General features: G+C 65.2%; 18 protein-coding genes. 10 read left to right on the top strand and 8 right to left on the bottom strand.

Going from position 1 to position 16,680, the window contains the following annotated elements; genetic code table 11:
* Positions 1 to 35: 35 nt before the first annotated feature.
* Positions 36 to 1,028, bottom strand: a complete 993-nt coding sequence (locus AKJ09_RS23365) for a hypothetical protein (protein ID WP_205633784.1) — start codon at positions 1,026 to 1,028, stop codon at positions 36 to 38.
* Between the two features lie 465 nt (positions 1,029 to 1,493).
* On the opposite strand from AKJ09_RS23365, the gene AKJ09_RS23360 reads away from it, so the two are divergent.
* The gene (locus AKJ09_RS23360; RefSeq protein WP_169927786.1) at positions 1,494 to 2,777 is read left to right on the top strand and encodes a hypothetical protein; all 1,284 of its coding nucleotides are present in this window, start codon (positions 1,494 to 1,496) and stop codon (positions 2,775 to 2,777) included.
* A gap of 206 nt (positions 2,778 to 2,983) precedes the next feature.
* Here AKJ09_RS23360 and AKJ09_RS23355 read toward each other — a convergent pair whose 3' ends face one another.
* Together AKJ09_RS23355 and AKJ09_RS23350 are read right to left on the bottom strand one after the other, a co-directional pair.
* Positions 2,984 to 3,661: a dienelactone hydrolase family protein gene (locus AKJ09_RS23355; RefSeq protein ID WP_146649421.1), complete on the bottom strand. Its 678-nt coding sequence runs from the start codon at positions 3,659 to 3,661 to the stop codon at positions 2,984 to 2,986.
* A gap of 83 nt (positions 3,662 to 3,744) precedes the next feature.
* The gene (locus tag AKJ09_RS23350; protein ID WP_146649420.1) at positions 3,745 to 4,461 is read right to left on the bottom strand and encodes an SDR family oxidoreductase; all 717 of its coding nucleotides are present in this window, start codon (positions 4,459 to 4,461) and stop codon (positions 3,745 to 3,747) included.
* 114 nt (positions 4,462 to 4,575) lie between these two features.
* Here AKJ09_RS23350 and AKJ09_RS23345 point away from each other — a divergent pair, with 114 nt between their 5' ends.
* Positions 4,576 to 5,409 (top strand): helix-turn-helix transcriptional regulator, encoded by an 834-nt coding sequence (locus AKJ09_RS23345; protein ID WP_169927785.1) that lies wholly within the window; start codon positions 4,576 to 4,578, stop codon positions 5,407 to 5,409.
* Positions 5,410 to 5,414: 5 nt separating this feature from the next.
* On the opposite strand, the gene AKJ09_RS23340 is transcribed toward AKJ09_RS23345, so the two are convergent.
* The gene (locus tag AKJ09_RS23340; RefSeq protein ID WP_146649418.1) at positions 5,415 to 6,134 is read right to left on the bottom strand and encodes a hypothetical protein; all 720 of its coding nucleotides are present in this window, start codon (positions 6,132 to 6,134) and stop codon (positions 5,415 to 5,417) included.
* A 249-nt stretch (positions 6,135 to 6,383) separates the two neighbouring features.
* On the opposite strand from AKJ09_RS23340, the gene AKJ09_RS23335 reads away from it, so the two are divergent.
* Together AKJ09_RS23335 and AKJ09_RS23330 are read left to right on the top strand one after the other, a co-directional pair.
* Positions 6,384 to 6,728 carry a hypothetical protein gene (locus AKJ09_RS23335; protein ID WP_146649417.1) on the top strand — a complete coding sequence of 115 codons (345 nt, stop codon included), beginning with the start codon at positions 6,384 to 6,386 and terminating at the stop codon, positions 6,726 to 6,728.
* A gap of 170 nt (positions 6,729 to 6,898) precedes the next feature.
* Positions 6,899 to 7,435: a hypothetical protein gene (locus tag AKJ09_RS23330; protein WP_146649416.1), complete on the top strand. Its 537-nt coding sequence runs from the start codon at positions 6,899 to 6,901 to the stop codon at positions 7,433 to 7,435.
* Positions 7,436 to 7,442: 7 nt separating this feature from the next.
* Here AKJ09_RS23330 and AKJ09_RS23325 read toward each other — a convergent pair whose 3' ends face one another.
* On the bottom strand, positions 7,443 to 8,621 hold the full coding sequence (locus AKJ09_RS23325; protein WP_146649415.1) for an ARPP-2 domain-containing protein: 1,179 nt from the start codon (positions 8,619 to 8,621) through the stop codon (positions 7,443 to 7,445).
* Positions 8,621 to 10,096, bottom strand: a complete 1,476-nt coding sequence (locus AKJ09_RS23320; protein ID WP_146649414.1) for a hypothetical protein — start codon at positions 10,094 to 10,096, stop codon at positions 8,621 to 8,623. Before AKJ09_RS23320 ends, AKJ09_RS23325 begins: the two co-directional genes overlap by 1 nt.
* Positions 10,097 to 10,747: 651 nt before the next feature.
* Between AKJ09_RS23320 and AKJ09_RS23315 the strand changes: the two genes are divergently transcribed.
* Together AKJ09_RS23315 and AKJ09_RS23310 are read left to right on the top strand one after the other, a co-directional pair.
* Positions 10,748 to 11,038: a hypothetical protein gene (locus AKJ09_RS23315; RefSeq protein WP_146649413.1), complete on the top strand. Its 291-nt coding sequence runs from the start codon at positions 10,748 to 10,750 to the stop codon at positions 11,036 to 11,038.
* Positions 11,026 to 11,712 carry a 4'-phosphopantetheinyl transferase family protein gene (locus AKJ09_RS23310; protein ID WP_205633783.1) on the top strand — a complete coding sequence of 229 codons (687 nt, stop codon included), beginning with the start codon at positions 11,026 to 11,028 and terminating at the stop codon, positions 11,710 to 11,712. Before AKJ09_RS23315 ends, AKJ09_RS23310 begins: the two co-directional genes overlap by 13 nt.
* Before the next feature lie 36 nt (positions 11,713 to 11,748).
* Here the strand turns inward: AKJ09_RS23310 and AKJ09_RS23305 are convergent, their stop codons facing one another.
* Both AKJ09_RS23305 and AKJ09_RS23300 read right to left on the bottom strand, forming a co-directional pair.
* Positions 11,749 to 12,684, bottom strand: coding sequence for a P-loop NTPase family protein (locus AKJ09_RS23305; protein ID WP_146649412.1), 936 nt, complete (start codon positions 12,682 to 12,684; stop codon positions 11,749 to 11,751).
* Positions 12,677 to 14,302, bottom strand: a complete 1,626-nt coding sequence (locus AKJ09_RS23300) for a GumC family protein (RefSeq protein WP_146649411.1) — start codon at positions 14,300 to 14,302, stop codon at positions 12,677 to 12,679. The genes AKJ09_RS23305 and AKJ09_RS23300 overlap by 8 nt, the downstream gene beginning before the upstream one ends.
* Before the next feature lie 116 nt (positions 14,303 to 14,418).
* Between AKJ09_RS23300 and AKJ09_RS23295 the strand changes: the two genes are divergently transcribed.
* From AKJ09_RS23295 to AKJ09_RS23280, 4 genes are all read left to right on the top strand, one after another.
* A complete protein-coding gene (locus tag AKJ09_RS23295) occupies positions 14,419 to 14,982 on the top strand; it encodes a polysaccharide biosynthesis/export family protein (RefSeq protein WP_169927784.1) in 564 nt (187 codons plus the stop codon).
* 109 nt (positions 14,983 to 15,091) lie between these two features.
* Positions 15,092 to 15,853 (top strand): sugar transferase, encoded by a 762-nt coding sequence (locus AKJ09_RS23290; RefSeq protein WP_146655630.1) that lies wholly within the window; start codon positions 15,092 to 15,094, stop codon positions 15,851 to 15,853.
* Between the two features lie 61 nt (positions 15,854 to 15,914).
* Positions 15,915 to 16,370 carry an ATP-binding protein gene (locus AKJ09_RS23285; protein ID WP_146649409.1) on the top strand — a complete coding sequence of 152 codons (456 nt, stop codon included), beginning with the start codon at positions 15,915 to 15,917 and terminating at the stop codon, positions 16,368 to 16,370.
* Positions 16,367 to 16,666 (top strand): STAS domain-containing protein, encoded by a 300-nt coding sequence (locus tag AKJ09_RS23280; protein ID WP_169927783.1) that lies wholly within the window; start codon positions 16,367 to 16,369, stop codon positions 16,664 to 16,666. Before AKJ09_RS23285 ends, AKJ09_RS23280 begins: the two co-directional genes overlap by 4 nt.
* The last annotated feature ends 14 nt before the right edge of the window (positions 16,667 to 16,680 follow it).

Here is a 16,680-nt window from a genome sequence, read left to right as displayed (position 1 = left end):
CGATCGCGAGGCATTACGCCTGAGCTAAAAGGCGGTCAGAAACTCACGCCAAGGCTAAACCGGCCGACGAGGCGCACGGCATCTGGTGCGAGAAAGACGACGTTGCGCTCGGCTTCGAGCGCGTACTCCGTAGTGGAGAGTGGCATTTCCGCCCCGACGGCTCCGCTCACGAAGAGGCGAGGCGCGAGCTGGAAGGTGATCCCTCCCGTCGCGTCGAGGACCGGCACCAGGTCCGAGGCGTTGCGCACGCGTTCGGTGTTTGCACGAAGCGCCGTCGTCGTGACCGCGAGGAGATCCGCGGAAACGCCGCCCGCGAGGGTGAGCTCGGTGCGCGCGCTCAGCGGCACGCCCGCCGACACCGCGATCCTCAAGGATCGCTGCTCGAATCGGGCAGAAGCGGCGCGCGTCGTGACGACGACCGCGGAGCGCTGCTCGAACCCCACGAGGCCACGGAGATGAAACGAGCTCACGCGAGTGGACGCCCCGACCGCAGCGCCGACTCCGACCACGACGGGCGCGACGTTCGCGTACGTCCGAAGCGTCACGACCGTCTCGAGCTCGCCTCTCGCGCGTTCTTTTGGCGGAGCGAGAACGAGCGCCCGCGGCTGCGGGGTCCCGACGGTCTCGCCCCGCCGGATCGCCTCGACCGCGAAGAGGACGATGTGGCCGATCTCTTCGCGCGCGATCTCATCGAGGCAGTCCGCTGTGGGCACGCCGCGCGTAAGCACGGTCGCGTGGCGCGCGTCGACGATGACGAGCTCGATCGAGTCCACTCGTGTCAGGTCGAGCGAAACGACGGCGACGAGATATGGCGAGGTGGTGACGCTCTTCGGTGATGGTCGCGCCACATGCGCAAATCGCGGGGAAAATCCCGCATGCCGAAGGAGCTCGGCAAGCGAGGCTTCGAGCTTCGGGTCCGTTCTGCCCGCGATCGTCAGCTCGACGACCTCCCGTTCCTCCACGTGGGCCTCGAGAGCATCCGCCTCGCCTCCGAGCGACACGACGAGCGCGCAAACGAGCGCGCCCATCGCGAGCCGGACAAAGCGAACGACGCATCCGGCGCGCATCCGCCTGCGTTCGAGACGAGGACACGGCGACCCCGCTACGACCAGAACGCCGGCGATCGTCGCCCAAACACCTGTTGCCACGCGAGTGGGCGTACTTTACCACCGTTCCTCGCGTGCCTCACGCCGGCGTCGGTCCGGCGTCACCTGGCGCCGCTTGTAGGCTCTCTCGCGGCTCTCTCGCAGCTCTCTCGCAGCTCTCTCGCCAGGCGGGTGGAAGTTCGGGTCGTCACCTCGGTCGACGCTCGTCACCTTCGTTCACGAGCCCCCGGCGTGAAAGCGCGACCATGGGCGCGCGGAGCCGACCGGGAGACCGAGAGGAGAAATCGACCGGGCCCGTACGAATCTGGTGATCACGGACGTCGCGAGCCACGCACTTTTACTTGAGCAGGGCAAAGCAGCTCCAAGCTCGGAACGGAGAGCGTGTTCATGCGTAGGACTTGTGCTTTGACGTTCGTCTTTGCTGTCACTGCCGGCATGTTCACGTACGCGTGCAGCGACGATACCGAGGCGCTGCGTTCGGACGGGCCGAGCGAGGGCGGAAGAGACGGTGGAAACACGAACGGGGATCGCCCCACCGTCGAAGATGCCTCGCTGCACGACGGAGGCGATGCCGGCACCGACGCCGATTCCGGGGACGCGAGCGACGATGCTGCGACCGACGATGCTGCGACCGACGATGCTGGGCCAGCCCACAAGATCGTGGTTCTCCGGGTAGGCGAGCTCGACGGCGGCAGCATCTCCCCGGGAGCAGGGCAGCTGTTTCTCGACGAGTACGAGCTCGGAGGGAACACGCTCGTACGCAGCATCCGTTTGCCCACCCAAGTCAACGGCGATCAACGAGCCATTGTGCAGACAGCCGCCCCGTCGCAGGTTCGAGAAGGCGCGATTTCGAGCTCGACAGATGGTCGTTCGGTCGTCGTCACGGGCTACACGGGGCACAGTGACGACGCGACGCCTCCTTATAGCTCGGCCCCCTCCGACAACCCTCGCGTCGTCGCTCGGATAACCGCCGATGGTAGCGTGGACACGTCGACGCTGATTTCCGATTCATTCGCTGCCAACTACGTCGGCGGCGCAGCAATCTCCGGCAACGATATCTGGATCGGGGGGAACGCCAACAACAACCCCGGGGACGGCCCGCTCCAATATCTGCGCTTCGGCAACAGCGTGGCAGGCGGCGCGACGAACGGAACTGAAGTCGTAGCTCCGTATTACGCCCACAACTGTGTGCGTATCTTCGAAGACCAACTTTACGCTTCGACCAATGAGTGGAGGATCGTCAGCATCGGTACCGGACTCCCGACGACGGGGCCGCAGGTCGAGACCCCTGTCGTCACCGACCCCATTGGCGCCTCCGAATTCGAGTTCGTCGATCTCGATGGTAAGCCGGGGGCAGAGCGTCTCTACGTCGCCGTCGACGGTATGGGTGTGAATGCAGGTGTCCCGGGCGGAGTGAGGAAATACGTCTACGATAGTAAATCGAAGACGTGGACCTACTCCACGACGTTCAGGGAGAGTTTGAACTCGGGGCTTCGTGGGCTGGCCGCCTACAAGGAGGGCGACGATGTCATCATCGTTGCGACGACGACCGACGGTGACAAGCTCGTTCGCTTCGTCGACCCAGCCACCGGCACACCGATGTCGACGGTCATCGCGACCGCCCCGCACGGAGCCATGTACCGCGGCGTGACACACGCTCCCAAACCGTGACCCACCGAGGGCGTCGGGTCACTTCATCCGGCGTTTGACGGCGTAGCCGCGCACTGGAGAGGGCTTCGTCGGCTCGGCAAGGGAGCGGCCGCGAGGAGGTCTCGCAGCTCATGCAGCGAGGCCTGAGCGACCTGCTGTCAACTGAGCTGAAAGAGTCCTCGCGCCGCCTTTCGTGCCGCTCGCCCGCTTGCCGAGAACGGTGGTCGTCAGCCGATGTGCCTTTGGAGGAAGTCGACGGTGCGCTGCCACGCCAGCTCTGCGCTCTTCGGCTCGTACCTGGAGGAATCGGTCGAGCGCATGAAGGCGTGGCCGGCGTCGTAGATGTAGAGATCCATCTGGCCGCCGCCGGCGCGCACTTTCCGCTGGATCTCTTCGGCGACCGAGGGGTTCGCCCAGTCGTCGACCCTTGCGTAGTGTCCGCAGATCGGCGCTTTGACGTTGGTGAACTCGTCGGATGGAAACCGTGGAAGACCGTAGAAGGGCACCGCCGCCGCCAAGGCCGGGATGTAGCGTGCGGCAGCGAGCGTGAGCGCTCCGCCCAAGCAGAAGCCGGTCACCGCGACTCTCCCGTTGCAGCGGGGATGCGAACGGAGGTAGGCGACCGTCTCGCCGATCTCTCCCACGGCCTTCTGGAAGTCGAAGGTACCGAGCAGCTTTGCTGCCTCGTCGTCGTCCTTGGCGACCTTGCCGTGAAAAAGGTCCGGGACGAGCGCGAGGAAACCAGCCTGGGCGAAGCGCTCGCAGTGCAGCTTCATGACCTCGTTGAGGCCGTGCCATTCGTGGACCACGACGAGCGCACCGGTGACGCCTGCCCCCGGCGGCTCGCAAAGCGCGCCCTCGATTGTCCCCCCCGCTTTCGTCGAAAACGTCACCTTCGTCGTCATATGGATTGCCCTTCCTCTGTGCGAGACCGTTACGTCGGATCCGATGTGAATGTGGCGCCGTCCCCTGCTGGCTGGCAGAACGGTCACCACGGCACCTGGCTGCGCGCGTCATAGAACCCGCCGGTCGGGCCGGCGTCATCGAGGAGCGCGAGTCTCACGGACGCCCGCGCGCCCTCCGCGACAGTCTGGGTGCCGCGATTGCCGTTCAAGTCGGTCGCGGTGTACCCCGGGTCCGCGGCGTTGACCTTGATGCCGGTTGCAGCGAGCTCCTTCGCGTACTGCACGGTCACCATGTTGAGCGCCGTTTTGGACGCGGGGTACGCGATGGCATTGAACCAGGCGTACGTCCAATCTGGGTCGCCATGGTTCGAGAGCCCGCCGATCTCACTCGACACCATGACGATGCGCGCGGCGGGCGACGCGCGGCGGAGAAGCGGGAGCATGGCATTGGTCACTGCGATGGCCGCGAAGACGTTGACCTCGAACACGCGTCGGACGTCGTCGAGTCGCGTCTCGCTCGGCTTGGGGCGGCCGAGGATGATGCCCGCGTTGTTGACCAGCACATCCAAACGTCCCAAGTCGCGCTCAATCATGCGAGACGCTTCGGCGATACTCGCGGCGTCGGTCACGTCGAGCGCGATGAAGCGCGCGTCGATGGATTCTCCGCGCAACGTTGCGACAGCGCGGGCGCCACGCTCTCCGTCGAGCACGGTCATCCCCTGCTGGCCCAACTGGCGGGCCGTCTCGAGACCGATCCCCTTGTTCGCGCCCGTGATGAGTGCGGTTCGCTTGCCGTTCATGCCATGCATCTACGACCAAGCGTCCTGCAGGGATTGGGCGTTCTTGGTGAAACGGTTCAGGAGCTGCCAAGAACGCCCAAGCGCTGCGCGCAACCGCGCTGTATCATTGGATCAATGGATCTCTCGGCTGCACAGCGAGGGCGATACCGCATCGCGTTCTCCCGCCCCGCGGCACTCCCCGGCGTCACGGTCGGGAAGTTCCGAAGCGACGGGCATCTGTTCACGTGCGTGACGGACCGCTACGCCACCGCACTGCACCTCAGCGGCCGGTCCGAGTGGTCGCTTCGAGGCGCGCGCTGGTCGAGCGGTCCGGGCACGATCGACGTGAAGGTCCCCGGAGAGGTTTTTTCCGAGCACGCCCGCCACGGACAACGACGGTTTCAGGTCGTCCTTTTCGACACGCGCGTCGTCGACGAGGCGCGAGCGACATTGGATTGCACCTTGTCGGCGCCGAAGGAAAACGCGCTCCATTCGCGCGATCCGCGCGTTGCACCGTTGGCGAAGCTGCATCGCTTGCTGCTTCGCAACGACGCCTCTCCTGCGGAACTCGAGGGTGCGTCCTGCGACGCGCTCCTGGCCCTTTGCGAGTTCGCGACTGCGCGTCGAGACCCGTCCCGTCCGCGTAGCGCGTGGGCCGGCGCGGTGACACGAGCGCGCGAGCTGCTCGACGCGCGCTTCACGGAGACAATTGCACTCGACGACCTTGCCTCGTACGCGCGACTCGACAAGTTCCGCCTCTGTCGTGCCTTCCGCGACGAGGTGGGCCTGCCGCCTCACGCGTACGTGACCCATCGGCGCATCGGCCTCGCAGGGGCGCTCCTCGCGCGGGGCGTTCCTCAGGCGGAGGTCGCGGCGCGCGTTGGGCTCTACGACCAGAGCCAGCTTCACCGGCACTTCAAGCGCATCGCCGGCGTCACGCCCGGAGAGTACGTCCGAGCCGTGCGCTGAGCGGCTCATTGCATCGCGCGACCGATGGCGATTGGCGTCCGAAAGTCGATGCGCGTCGCAAGGCCATGCCAGCCGTAAGCGACGACCTGGCCTTCCGGATGATCGAGGAAGAGCGCGATGGTGCCGTACCCGAACCCGCTCGCGTGTCGTTGCGGGCGAGTGTCATCGCCATGCGGTATCGACGTGGCATCGGCAACGCGGACGAGAAAACGCCGGCCCTCACGATCGACCTGCTGCGGCGCCGCAACCACGAACAGCACGTGCCCCGTGTTGCTGGAAACGATCGCCTGCGGACGGCGCCAAGCGATCAGATCTCCCGGCTTCAAATCGCGCGCATGCGCGACGCGAAGCCAACCGTCGTGGGCGTTCGTGGTCGGAGCTTGCGAGATCACATCGTAGTAATCGCTCGCCACTGGACGCCGTCGTCCGTTGCGTCGCATCACGGCGTCGTGAGCTGCCGGCGCCGAACGTGCGAGCACCCAAGTGGCCATGCCCGAGCAGTCAAAGTCGAAGCGCCCCGCAGCCTCGTCGATGTGCGTCGCGTGAACATATCGCGTCGTGCGCAGGCTCCGGTCGATGTGTCCAATGACGTCGAAGACGGCGCTCTCGGAACGCGCGACGGGTGACGCGTGGACCACGCGATACGGTTGCGACGCGGCGAGAGCCGGCACGACCACGAGGATCGCGACTACCGCACCAGCAACGACAACGAATCGTCGGCCCACGCGCGAACGCTAACGGAGATGCCGCGGCAGGTACAAATTCACGCTACGAAGACCTGCTCAACACCGCGGTGAGAACGTCGCTCCGATCACGGGCATCCCTTCCCCCCGAGAACGTGTAAAGAGCAGCACCTGTACGAACGAGAGACCGCCCAATACTTTCGAGGGGAACGACGCGACGCTCAAGCTGCTTCGTGTTGCAATGCCGAAGACATCTACTACCGCGATCCGGTTGCCGACGCCCAGCAGGCAGTGGCGGACGCCCCGCCGGCATGGCTCGTCTTGAATCCGAATGGCGGGCCTCACGCTGCGGTGCGCGATGAGATCTCCCGCATCTTCATGCTGCCTGGGACGGCAGTGGAGGAAGGCCAAGAGGGTGTTCGCTACACCGGCAAGGTGATTGGTCATCGACTCAGCCGTCGCGACGATCGATATGCCGAACCAGGAAGCGGCCCGTGGACTCTGTTGCGCATCGTCGGGCCTGGAGACGGATGGGTGGCGCTCAACCTATGGGAAGGCTGGGGCGAGGTATTCTCCGCCGGCCGCGATGAGGACACGACCGTTTTTGGACGGCATCTGGCACGAGCCATCGCGTAGCCTCCCCTCGCTCGCTTCGCCAGATCGGGGGCCCTCAGGTTCACGGCGGACGAATTGACGTACTCGACGCTCACGCTTGCCAACCTGTCTCTCGCGCGGGCAGCAGCGCAGGCACTCTTCGCGGTTTTCATGGCGTTACGTCGAGGCATACGCCTTGCCTAACGCCGCGCATGATCTCCAATCGTGTGTTCGCCTTTTGCGCCATCTCCACCCTCGCCTCCTCCATCGCTTGCACGCCGAAGCCGGCCGCCGTCGCCTCGCCGACCACGCCTTCGTCCGCGCCCGCGAGGCGGACCAGCGACGCTGTTTATCGCCTCGACTTCGTCCTCACCTCGAAGGACGCGCCGGCTTCGAACGTCGCGTTCGTCTTGACCCTCCCCGAGCACGAAAAGGGAGAGGTCTTCGTCGGCAAGAACACGCTCCTCTCGGCGGCCGTGCCGACGACGGCGCAGATCCCGGCAGGCGTCCCTCTCGGCGGAACCCGACAAGACGTCGGCACGAAGCTCTTCACCAGCTTCGAGACGAAGGGCGACGACCTGCTCCTCTCGGTCGATCTCGAAGCGACGTCGGCCAGCTTGCCGACCGTCGACAAACTCACCACCCATACGAAGGCGCTCGCAGTGCAGGGGAAGTCCAGCGTCGTCGCTCAAGTCGACGGCGAGGCGCACCATCTCACCCTCTCCGTAACGCCCACGAAGCTCCGATGATCTTTTGTCAGTGACGACGTCGCGCCGCCTGCAATACGTGCTCCTTGAGTAGGTAGTCGAAGCCCGACCTCTCCAACCGCCGGATCAGCTCGTCTTTGGAATGCCGGAGGAGGACCGCGGTGGCGTCGAGATTCCAATTTTGCGACGCCAGCTGCGAGAGAAGAAATGCGCGCCGGGTCTGTGCCGCGGACAGCCTGAATGTTTTCAGATATTCCAATTCGCCAGTTTCGCGAACGATCGCCTCGCCGATGTGATTCTCTTCCGAAGGGGAGAGATTCGTCGCAAAACGCTGAAGTTGAAAGGGCCCGGCGCGGTAAATTCGCTCGGAGCGCACCTCTTTACCGAGGAGTCCATTCGACATTTCATCGTGAAACGCCGCCCACTCGGCGCGCATCACGGCCAGCCCTTGTCGGAGATCTGCGAGCGACGAAACGCGCTCGTCGTCAATCGACGCTTCCGTCCGCGACGTCGTTGCGTGGAGGCCGTGATGGACGATCAACGTTCCGTAGAAGTCCTCGAGGAGCGTTCGATGAAGCGCGCGGTAATCGTCCGGATGCGGGACCACGAACGCAGAGGCAAGCGCCTCTGCTACGAAGAGCAACACGCCAACCTGACGCTCGTGGATCTCGAAGACGCGGAGTGCGTCGTCGAGACCGGGGATCCACGACCCCAGCACGGCGTCTTCCCAACGCGGGTCGAGCCCCGTCGACAAGGCACGTCGCGAATACTCGCTCCAGGCAACTTCGGGACCTCCGAAATGAAGGGCGAGGAATCCCTCCATCGCGAGGTGCAACGGCAGAAGACGCAGGCTGTTCTTGTCCTCCCGACGAGCCATACGGTGAGCGACCCGGACCGTGGACGGCCCCTTCCCGAACCGCCTTCCATCTCGAGCCTGGAGGTGCGTTCCGAAAGCGGCCGCCGCAGTGCCATTGGTACTCCACGACACGACGAGTCCGTGCGGGACGTACGACACGTACTTGATCCCGGGCGCGAGGAGCTCACCGTCGAGCGAGACCGCCATCACGTCTTCACCGTACGAGCGCTTGGCGAGACGCAGGTCCTGACGGATCTCCTTTCGCAGCAGCGGCACGATTCGAACGCCGCCCCAGACTTGCGAGGGAGCAACCTCTAGACCGCGCAGCACGAGCGCCTCGAGCGCCTCGAGTCGCGGAGAACGGGCTCCCATCAGCACACTCCTTCCGTCGGTTCATCGTCGTGATTCCGACCGGCTTCCACCGGTGCACGCAGCATCTGATTCACACGGTCGGCGAGGTAATCCTCGAGCTCCGAGAGCGGAGCCGACCCGTCGGCGAAGCGCGCGAATCCCAACATGGTCAGGAGATCTTCGGCGTCTCGAAGTCCAACGGTGGGGATCGCCGAACTGATGGTACGCGGGGCGTAGTGCTCCGCATCGAACACCGGGTTCAGGTGAACAATCGACGTCTTGCGATCGGGATCCAGCCGCTTGCGGAATATCCGAGCGACCTCGGCAGCTCCGCGCGGAGGATCATTTTCGTAGCCGTCGGACACGATCAGAATCAAGTCGGCTCCCCATTCGAGCGCCTCGAGAAGAGGCGTCGCGAGATCGGATTGGCCGTGGGCCGTCACTCCGAGTTCGTCATCGAGGCGCGGTGTCCAGAATGCCCGATATTCTTTCGATGCGCTTCGAAGCAGCTGGCTAGCGGCCCAAGCAACGGCCAATGGTCGGCGACGCTTTTCGGACGATCCCGATGACGAGAAGCTGCGATCGAGTATTGCTGCGACGCGGCCGAGGCGTTGCGGCGACCGCCGGAGCGTACGCCGTGAGGCTTGCTGAAACGCCGCCTCGACGACGTCGCGCGACTTCTCCCGTTCTGAAACCGCGATTCCGAGCAGATAGATCGCAAGACGCGTGAGACCTGCCCGCCCGAGATCCACATCGAGGGTCGTTGCTTCTCGCTTCGCCGTCTTCTGGAGGCGCAGCTTCTCCTCCATCGTCATTCGGGCCTCGATCCCGGCGAGGAATTCATCACGCGGGATCTTGTGCTTCGCTGCGAACCCCTCCGCGATCGTGTAGGGGAGCTCGAAGACCGCTTTCTTCGCGTAATGGGCCTGCCGAAATATCTCGAACAGAGGCGTCTCGAATCGCTGCTGCTGCCAACCACGGAACAGAAACGTGCCGAGCTCGCCGGGAAGCGCCACGTGGGCGTGTGTGGTGACCGCCCGCAGCTTGTTCCGATACTTCAGCGCCTCGAATGCGAGATCGCCGCGCTCGGCGAGATATCGCCGTGCGATGGCTCGAGAACGTCGGTTGTTGATCTTCCGCGCGCGAAGGCCCTCCAGAATCCGGTAGGCACGCTGTGTTGGCAACGCGCGCAGTGCCGCAAAGATGAGCGCTCCCTCCTCCTCGCGGTCCGCCTCGGGCGTTCTCTCGCCCGTGGCGAGGAGGTTCGTGATGACGTGGCCCTTGTTGAAGTGGTTGATACCTGCCGCGAGCGAGCGCGCGTACAGGCGCCGGTAGTTGCCGAGGATGTACTCGTGGAGGAAGTCGATCGAGACGCCCTGGCCACGAGCATCGCCGTAGAACTCCTTCTGCCCGGTGCACGCGAAGCAGGCGTTGATGAACATCACCATGTCCTCACGCGCGACGCGCTCTACGACGTTGGAGTCCGGGGTCGTCATGGCCGATCCACCATTCCTGCGGGCGCGACTCGGCTGACTCGAACATAGGGAGACCGCCCGGGGAGTGATGAACGCGACCAGCTTGCTCAGCTTCAGAGGCTAGGTTCGGAAGTCGCGCCGAAGTCCCACGGGCGGTCTCTTTTCAGTTCTCGTTTTCCGTGTCGTGTTGTTCGAGGACTCTCAGAGCATCGTCCGTGCCACGGAACCCACCGGGAATGCGTCGAGAATTTGGATGATTCTCGCGCCGCATCGTCAGGCGGACTATCGCATGATATAAACTTCTATCTTATAGGCTAGGCTAGGCGAGGCCGGCCTACTCGTGTCGAACGGTCACTTCGACGTGCTCGGCAAGTCCGCCGACGCGGCACCTTCGGCGCCCGCTCACCACGTTCAGGGCGACGAGGAGACGTCCACAGCAAGCGCGTCGAACCGTCGCTCTCGCTCGATGCCGGTGGAGGGGCAGCGGCGCGTCCCGGCTCTTCTCCTGGATGCTAGGCGGAACCTTCAAATCCGCTTAGGCACGCGGTTCAGGAGGCTAGGCGGCTCTCGAAGGGCCACGTTGCCGCGTCGTGGGAGAAGAAGCGCGGGGCGGTCCTCGCTCCACAGGTCTGCGCTCTTGCGACGTCGCCGCGCGTCGCGCATAAGAGCGTCGTGGGTATCGACCTCGATCGCGAGAAAGATCCTGAGGTCCTCCGCCAAGCAGTTGTCCTGCTCGAAGCGGAGAGCCGTCGCCTACTCGCGCGGGTGATGGAGCTCACGAAGGCGTTGCTTGCGGCGCAGGGCAAGGACCGCATCGCCCTCCAAGTCGAGCTCGAAGGACTGCAAGCCCAGCTCGAGAAAGGCGCGACGCTCAAAGCCGTCGCGACTCCGTGCGGGGTCCTCGTGGGCACCGCGCTCGCCTGCTTCGCGCTGGCGGTACGACTGTTCCGGTGGACGTCGTGAACACGCTCCGCACGAGCACGCGGACTTCGCTGCTCACGACTCTCTTTCGAAGCGGCGCCGTGATCGTGGAGTCCGCGACATCCCTCGTCGACGATCAGCTCTTCCCCGAAGAGGTCGGATACCTCAAAAACGCGGTCCCCGAGCGACGCGCGGAGTTTGGCACCGCTCGCGTCTGCGCCCGCAAGGCCCTCGCCGAGATGGGCTTCGCGCCGACCGCGCTCGTTCCCACGGATGATCGCGCGCCCGTTTGGCCGGCGGGAGTCGTCGGCAGCATCGCGCACACGCGTGATTACTGCGCCGTCGTGGTACATCGAAGCCCGCCGATGCGCGCGGTCGGTGTCGACGCGGAGATCGTGCGAAGGCTCGAGCCGTCGACCATCGAACTCATCGCCACGCCCGCCGAACGCGCTCGAATGTACGCCCTCGGAGATGTGCTTACCGACGATCTTCCCATCCTGCTCTTCAGCGCGAAAGAGGCCTATTACAAGTGCCAATATCCGCTTTCGAAGACGATGCTCGATTTCCAGGATGTCGAGATCAGGCTCGCGCCGGCCGCGCGGCGCTTCGAAGCACGCGCGCGCAAACCGAGCCTTCCGGAATGCGTGAAACGCCTCGAGGGCAAGTACGTCTTCGATCGCGGTTTGGTCCTCTGCGGCGTCGAGCTCTCCGAGTGAGCTGGTTTGCGAGGACGCACACAAACGGCCGGGTGGTCAGTCGCCGTCCATCAGCGTCACCCCGAGCGCGCGGCCCTTCGGGATCTGCTCGGCAGCACGCCTGAAGGTTCTCGCGGTCGACCTGCCTGAACGCACTGTGAGGAGCGTTCCTTCCGCAGCCCCGATCACCTGCAGGACCGGCGCCGAGCCGTCGAGCGCAGCGGCGTCGATGACCAGGAAGTCGTAGCCAGCCCCGGCGAGATCGTCGATCACCATGTCGAACCACCGACGGTTGAAGACCGGAGCGGGCCCCCCCGCGGGCTCTACCAGTGCCGCGACATGGAAGCCGCGCATGATCTCCGCGATCCGGTAGGGCAAGAGCCATGGGCGGTTCATGTCCTTGGCCGGGGCCGTAAACGCGTCGATACGAAAGATCTCGCCGAGGGCCGGTACGGAAAAATTTCCCTCGATGAGCACCACGCGCGTCGCGGGGCGCTCGCTCAAGGCGAGCGCGAGATTGATCGCGCACGTCGTCTTGCCCTCGTGCGTGGCGCCGCTCGAGACAGCGATGATTTGAGGGCTGGACGTCATCAGGATGTTGTCGCGCAGGAGGCGGAAGCTCGCCGCTCGCGACGAATCCGGCTCGGTGAGCAACACGAGTCGCGGGTCGCGGAGATCACGCCTGACCTCGCGGAAAGGCGGCGGGGGGGTACTCGAGATACTCGAGATGGTCCTGGCGTCGAACGCCGCCCGGTGATCGGGGAGAGGTTGTTCGTTGTCGACTACCACATACGGGTTCACCTCCGCGTTCGGCGCCGGGCCAACGGAGATGACGCGCGCGGGCGGCAGCATGAGCAGAGGACGAGAAACGAATTCCTCGACGTCGCGCACCGTCGCCTCTAGCGACGGTTCGGACTCCGCGGACTCCACGGACGCGCGCGGGGACGGCGGGGACACGCCCCACGTCGGACCGAGATGGGGCTCGTCAGCCATCACCTCTCAGACTAACCACGCGATCCTGGCTCAGCCGCTCTTTTCTAGGCAGCATCTTCGGCCTCGGAATAACAGCGAGGACCGGCATGACGTAGAGGGCCTCGAGATCGATGCGATCGTGGATGCGATCGTCGAGGCGTGCGGAGACGAGCGCCGTCAAGAGGGCGAGAACGAAGGCGACGAGCAGACCGACCGCGAGCCCAGTCGACCGGGGCCGCGAGCTGGGGTGCGTCGGCAGATACGCGGGATCGAGCACCGAGACCTGGATGTTCCGTTCGTTGAGCAACGAGCTTGCCGCGATCGACGCTTTGAATTGCTTGTCGTCAAGCTGTCTCTGCCTCTCGCGAACGTCGTTCGCTTCGCGTGTGAGACGACGGAACTCGACCTCGAGGTCGACGGCGCCCGCGTGGCCGTCGGCCGGCGCGGGCGCGTGCGTCTGCTTGCCACCTGCCGTCGCGCCGCCGGGGGTTCGCCGCGCGGCAATCTGCGCCTTGAGGGTGGCGAGCTGCGCCGCGAGCTCCTCTCGGTTCTCGTCCATCGCGGATGGAGCAGCCTCGTTCGCAGCGGCCTGCGCTGCGGCTTCCGCAGCAGCCTGCGCAGCGGCCTCGGCTGCGGCTTCCGCTGCGGCCTGCGCTGCGGCGTCCGCTGTGGCCTGCGCTGCGGCCTGTGCTGCCTCCGCGGAGCGCAGGCGTGCGCGCGCGGCAATGACGTCTGGATGCTTCTCCGTGAAGCGCCCGGCCTTGTCCTCGACGTCCTTCCGCGCCGCAACGAGCTCCGCGCTGTCGGGCAGTTTCGCGGGCCGGGGAGGAGAGGGCTTCGCCGCCGTGGATTGGCCCGCGACCGGCACGGTCCTGAGCTGGCGCTCGAGGCGCGCGGCCTTCCACTCGAGCGCCGCGAGCAGCGGATCGCCGGTCGTGATCGCGGCTCCCGGCGGGACAACGATCGGCTCGGCGGAATGCATATCGCTTGGCGTGGGCCTTGCGAACTCAGGATGGACCGCGAGGAACTTCGCGAGCTCGGCGTCCTTCGCCTTCAGATCGACCTTGTTCCGATCGCTCTCGGCGTCGAGGAACTCCTTGAGCGTTTTGGCGTGTTCGGTCCGGCGCGACGCGGCATCTTGCACGATACACTCGACGAGACGTCGAGCGACCTCCTTCGCCAGCTCCCTGCTGCTCGACTCGAAAGCGATCTCGAAGGTGTCGCCCTCACGCGCGCGGAACGTGATGTGCTTGCGCATCTCGTCGACCGCATCGACGAGGCCGCGCTTCTCGACGAGCGAGGGGTAGAGCCCGATCTCGCGGACGAGCGGCTCGAGGATCGCACGCGACATGAGCATCTCGCGCAAGCGCGCGCCGACACGGCGTGCGTTCTCGCTCCCGCCCTCGGCCCCGGGGAGGTCACCCGAACGGATCGAGTCCTGGTACAGGATCACGGTCTCGGACTTGTACGTGCGGGGCGCCGACATCACGGAGGCGAACGCCGCCAGTGACACGACGAGGAACACGGCAAGCGAGCGCTTCCAGAAGGTGAGCCCGCGCCGAAGAACCGTGAAGAGACGGTCGATCTCTTCCCGAATCGTACGGGTTGCCTTCGTCGCTCCTGGCATCGCGACAGACATCGTTTCCGAATCTAACATCACACTGCGAGGGTGCTATTGTTCGCGCGCCACCCATGACTCGACGGAAGCGCTCCCCCGTTCGCAGGATGCTAGAGAGCGCTGCGGCATCCACAGCCGTGGTCGCCGCAATCCCTACGCTCGCCGCAGGTTGTCGCTCGATGCCGGCCTACGACTACAAGAGCGAGCCCGATCCGCGCGCGAGCGAATTCAAGATCGGCCCGCTCGATCATCTGTCGATCGTCGTCTGGAAGAACAAGGACCTGTCTGCCGACGTCGTCGTCCGGCCCGATGGGATCATCACGCTTCCCCTCATCGGCGACGTGCAAGCTGCCGGCCGGACGGCCACGGAGATGCAGCAGGAAGTCACGCAGCGCTACCTGGAGTTCGTTCGCAACGAGGAGATCGTGGTGTCGATCGCGATCGCCCAGGTGAACAGCTACTACTTCACCGTCAGCGGAAACGTGGAACGCGCCGGTCTCTACACGTCCAAGTCGTACGTCTCGACCGTCGAGGCTGTCGCGATGGCGGGCGGTCCCAACAAGTACGCCGCCGACTCGATCTACATCGTGCGCGGGCACCCCGCACGACGCATCCCGATCGACCTCTCCAGCGCGACGTCCGGGGAGCATCCCGAACAGAACCTGACGGTCATTCGCGGCGACGTCATCGTCGTGCCTTGACTGGGACCACGACGCTCAACTGCGCCAAGAGGTGACGGCCGAAGTCTCCGTGGTGCGCGGCGATGCGGAACCTCAGCGCACCGAGAGAGACCTCGGCGGCGAGCTCGAGATGGTGACGCTCTCCGGCTCGTCAACGAGCTATCGTCGTGGCGTGCACATCACGGTGCGAATCGTGAAGCGATTGGTCGACGTCGTCGGATCGACGGCGGGTCTTGTCCTGACGCTTCCGCTCTACGTCCCCATCGTCGTGGCGGTGCTGGCGGAGTCACCGGGACCGATTTTCTACGTCCAGCGGCGCGCCGGGCGCCTTATCGACGGGCCCGACGGCGAGCCCCGATGGGTCGAGTTCGACTTGTACAAGATCCGCTCGATGACCGTCGACGCCGAGCGAAATTCCGGCGCAGTGGTCTCGACCCCAGGCGACCCGCGGATCACCAAGGTGGGGCGCTTCTTGCGCGCCACCCGCCTCGACGAGATCCCGCAGTTCTGGAACGTGCTGCGCGGAGACATGTCCCTGGTGGGCCCGCGACCGGAGCGCCCCGAGCTGCTCAGGAACCTTGCGATGGTCATCCCGTTCTTCGAGGAGCGCACGCGGGGCCTCAAGCCGGGATTGACCGGGCTCGCGCAGGTCTCGCTCGGCTACACAGGCGCCGCCATCGCCGGCAGCGACGTCGCGAAGCTGCACGACACGCTGACCAATCCATTCGACATCCCCGAGGCGGAGGGGGCGCTCGCCGACGACATGCGCATCAAACTCGGGTTCGACCTCGGCTACGCCGCGGCGCTCGAAGACTTCTGGTCGTACGTGCGACTCGAGGCCTGGATCATCGTGCAGACGCCCATTGTCATGGCGATGTCGCGAGGACGATGAGCCGTCGTCTTGTAGCGGAAGGCGCCAGCGGTTAGCGTCTTGGTCGCCGAGAATCCTCACCATGCCGATGAACGCAACAGCGGAGTCCGGAGCAGGTGGCGTGCGGCGCGTGACACTGCGGTTTCCCGCGGTACTCACGTATCGTCCCATCGCCATCGATCTCGTCTCGACGCTCATCCAGCACGTCGAGGGCGCGAGCAGTGACTTTCGCCACGAGCTCATCACGGCCTTTGGCGAGGCGTTCAACAACATTGCCATCCACGGATACCGCGATCATCTGGACGGCATGCTCGAGCTCGAGGCAATGCTGCTGCGCGAGTCCATCACTCTTCGTCTCCTCGACAACGGTCGGGAGGTCGATTTCGGCCATGTCGAGCCCCCGGATCTGGCCAGCATGCCGGAGAGTGGCATGGGCGTTTTCATGATTCACGCCCTCGTCGACGAGGTCGACTACCGTGCCGGCTCACCCAACGTCCTGTCGCTGACCAAACGAACCGTCTCGGAGAAGGCCCGATGAAGTGCGTTCGTACGGACCGCGAGAACGACCTCCGTTTGCAGATCGAGGGTTCCCTCGACGCCCTGACGGCGCGCGACATCCGCCCGATCTTGGACGAGGTGGTCAGCGTGAAGCCGAAGCTCGTGACGGTCGATCTCCAAGCGCTCACGTCGATCGACAGCTCCGGCGTGGGCGCGCTCGTCTCGCTCTTCAAGCGGGTGAAGGCCGACGGCGGCCAGGTCGTCGTCGTGGGAGCGCACGAGCAGCCGTTGGCCGTTCTCCGAGTGCTCAAGCTGGATCGTATTCTTGGACTCTGAGGCCGCGCCGCGAC

This window comes from Labilithrix luteola, assembly GCF_001263205.1.
GTDB classification, from domain to species: Bacteria; Myxococcota_A; Polyangia; order Polyangiales; family Polyangiaceae; genus Labilithrix; species Labilithrix luteola.
Note: the sequence above shows the minus strand (reverse complement) of the source record. Positions and strands in the feature narration are given on the sequence as shown.